Below are 2,914 nucleotides of genomic sequence, written 5' to 3' on the forward strand. Positions count from 1 at the left end.
TTCTCCTTGCGCTGCTTCATCTGGCGCAAGGAGAACAAAAAGATGGAAGAGCTCTCCGAGAAGCTCGAGCGCGCCGAGGCCGAGCGCCGCCGCGACCTCGACAACGACCGCTGACCCTCCTCCCGCACCTAGCTTCGGGCGGGGCCGGCGCGGCTCTCAGCCGTCAGGTCGCCGGCCTCCCAGCCTCGCCAGCCAGGTCCGGGCACCGCGACGGTGACCACGACCTCGCGGCCCTGCACGCTGCACTGGGCGAGCCCGGCACCGTTGGCCTGAGCGACAGATCCCGCCGCGGAGCAGGGGTCACCACCGGACGCGACGGCTGCCGCCCCGGCGAGGGCCGCGAGATCGGCGGCTGACTGGGCCGTCCGGTGCCCGACGAAGATCGCCGCCACCACGCTGAGACCACACGCCACGAGGACGAGGAGCCCGAGCAGCGCGACGGCCAGGACCGTCGCAGCACCTCGCTCGGGCTCCCCCACCGACCCCCTCACCGACCCCCCACCGACCGTCGCCGACTCACGGCTCGCCCTCTCCCTCCGAGGAGGCCACTGCTTCGGCGCGCACGGTGACCGCCGGCCACCAGCGGAACAATCCACCGGGGCCGGCGACGTCGGCCGTCGCACGAGCGACGACCTGTCCTCCACCGTCGGACACCACGACGCGGCCGCCGGCCGGCGCGACTCGCTCACCGACCGCGACCGCGGCCCCGACGTCGTCGCCGCGGGCGACGGCTCGGGCGGTCTCCCGCGCTGCGTCGATGACCCGCAGCTGAGCGGCGCCGAGCGACAGCAACCAGACCAGGCCGATCGTGGTCATCAGCAGGATCGGCAGCACCAGGGCGGTCTCCGCCGTGACCGCGCCACGGTCGGCGCAGCGCCCGACGCCGCCGCGGCGGAGCCTCACCCGAGCCCGAGGAGCGACAGCACGTGGTCGAACAGGGTCGTCAGCAGCTTGTCGCCGAAGCCGCCGGTGAGCATCACGTAGAGCAGACCCGCCAGACCGGCCCCGGCTGCGGTGCCGACGGCGTACTCGGCCGTGGTGATTCCGCGCTCGTCGCGTGCGGAGGTCGTGAGGAGGTGGCGCATGGAGATGATCCCTTCGTCGGGGCCGCCCGCTGCGGCCCGCCAGCCAGAACCCTGCGCCGACTCCGCCGCCTGCGCTCCGGCTCGACGGGCTCCTGTGGAGAACGACCGCGGGCAGTCGGGCGGTGGAGACCAGGTGGGTGCTGCCGTGAGCTCACCAGCCCATCGTCGCCACCAGTCCGGCGACGAGCGGGACGATCCCGATCAGCACGAACGACGGCAGCAGGCACAGTCCGAGCGGGACGGCGGCCTTGACGCCGATCGCTCGCGCCTGGTCCTCGGCCGCCCCGCGGGCCGCTCGGGCGAGGTCGTCAGCGAGCCGCTCGATCGCGGTCACGATCGGCGCACCGGTGGCGTGGGCCCGTCCGAGCGCCCGCCCCAGCACCGCCAGCTCGCCGTCGCGCTCGAGCGCGGCCCAGACCTGGCTCGGATCCCCTCCGAGCCGCAGGCGCGCAGCAACCGCCACCAGACGGTCGGCAGCCGGGCCCGGCAGCGCCTCGGCCACCACCGACAGCGCCTCGCCCGGAGCGGTCCCCGACCTCAACGCCGAGGCCAGGAGCGTCACGATCGCCGGCAGGTCTCGTCGTACGGCGTCCCGCTCGGCGCGCAGGGCCGGCGCCTCGGCCCGTTCGATCACCACCCAGACCGCAACGCCGGCGGCACCGGCCGCCGGAAGTGACAGCGGACCCCCCACGAAGGTCGCGGCACCGATCGCGGACAGCACCGCCCACACGGCTCGGTGCCGCCTCAACCACCCGTCTCCCTGCCCACCGGGATCGCCGACGTCGCCCGCCCCCCGGCCGTCTGCCCCGACCCCGGTCTCTGGCCACCGGGGCCTGATCGGCAGGAGCAGCGCGACTGCCGCAGCCGCGGCCAGCCCTGCCAGGACGGGCGCGCCGGTCACGACCGGTCGACCTGGCGGGCCAGCGCCTCGATCCACGCCAGGCCGCCGAGCCCGAAGGCGAGCCCGAGACCGAGGCAGGCGAGACCGATCGGGTGGGTGAGCAGGAACGTCCACGGATCACCGCCCGCCCCGGCACCGAAGGTCAGCGCGAGCAACGGCAGCACCGCCACCAGGCGAGCCGTGGCCCTGGCGGAGGCCAGCTCACCGGCCACGACGCGGCGCGTGGCGCGCTGAGCCCGCAGGTCAGCGGTGACCTGCTCGAGCGCGGAGGCCAGCCCAGCCCCGGTGCGGTGGGAGACCTGCCACGCCGCGGCCACCAGGCGCAGGTCTGCGGCACCAGGCCGCCGCGCCACCTCGCGCCAGGCTCCGGGCACGTCGGCTCCCACCCGGAAGGCCTCGGCCACCGGCGCGACGGGGTGCCAGTGGGCCGCGCACTGCTCGAGCGCCACCCCGGGAGGTCGGCCGGCCACGAGCTCGCCGGTCAGCTGCTCGCACGCCTCGAGCAGTCGAGCCGACGTCCTTTCCGCTGAGCGGAGCTGCCGACGTCGGCGCACCAGGACCCAGCCGACCAGGCCCGCGACCACGACGATCGCTGCGAGCGCGACCTGACGCGGTGCGACGAGGCCCGCGACGGCCACGACGGCGACCGCGCCCACGCCGACCAGCGCCCGCATCGCAGGACCACCACGCGCCGCAGCCTCCTCTCGACCGCTCGGCGCCCGAGGCCGCTGCGCGACGGCGGGAGCCATCAGCACGACCGCTCCGCCCGCGCAGCTCACGGCCACCACCGCCCACGCCGCCTGCCAGACCGCCGCAGGAGTCACGACCCGGCTCGCCGCGCCAGCAAGGCGAGGAGGTCGTCGAGCCCCGGCCCCTCACTCACGGCGTCGGCCGTCACCTCGACCGCTGCGCGCATCTCGACCAGCCC

Annotated in this window: 5 protein-coding genes; all 5 read right to left on the reverse strand. The window is 75.6% G+C overall.

The annotated features are described in order from the left end of the window. Nucleotides 1-128: 128 nt before the first annotated feature. Nucleotides 129-479 carry an Rv3654c family TadE-like protein gene (locus VOI19_RS17415; RefSeq protein WP_323794216.1) on the reverse strand — a complete coding sequence of 117 codons (351 nt, stop codon included), beginning with the start codon at nucleotides 477-479 and terminating at the stop codon, nucleotides 129-131. A 37-nt stretch (nucleotides 480-516) separates the two neighbouring features. Beyond that, entirely contained in the window at nucleotides 517-903 is a 387-nt protein-coding gene (locus VOI19_RS17420; RefSeq protein WP_323794217.1) for a TadE family protein, read from the reverse strand. Then, nucleotides 900-1,085 (reverse strand): DUF4244 domain-containing protein, encoded by a 186-nt coding sequence (locus VOI19_RS17425; protein ID WP_323794218.1) that lies wholly within the window; start codon nucleotides 1,083-1,085, stop codon nucleotides 900-902. Before VOI19_RS17425 ends, VOI19_RS17420 begins: the two co-directional genes overlap by 4 nt. A 151-nt stretch (nucleotides 1,086-1,236) precedes the next feature. Next, nucleotides 1,237-1,986, reverse strand: a complete 750-nt coding sequence (locus VOI19_RS17430) for a type II secretion system F family protein (RefSeq protein WP_323794219.1) — start codon at nucleotides 1,984-1,986, stop codon at nucleotides 1,237-1,239. Beyond that, nucleotides 1,983-2,810 (reverse strand): type II secretion system F family protein, encoded by an 828-nt coding sequence (locus tag VOI19_RS17435; RefSeq protein ID WP_323794220.1) that lies wholly within the window; start codon nucleotides 2,808-2,810, stop codon nucleotides 1,983-1,985. The genes VOI19_RS17430 and VOI19_RS17435 overlap by 4 nt, the downstream gene beginning before the upstream one ends. Nucleotides 2,811-2,914: the final 104 nt, after the last annotated feature.

This window comes from Nocardioides sp., assembly GCF_034670285.1.
Taxonomy (GTDB): domain Bacteria; phylum Actinomycetota; class Actinomycetes; order Propionibacteriales; family Nocardioidaceae; genus Nocardioides.

Bases quoted from the DNA above. Each gene is read 5' to 3' on its own strand.
- VOI19_RS17425 (WP_323794218.1), bottom strand. From the start codon at position 1,085: ATGCGCCACCTCCTCACGACCTCCGCACGCGACGAGCGCGGAATCACC.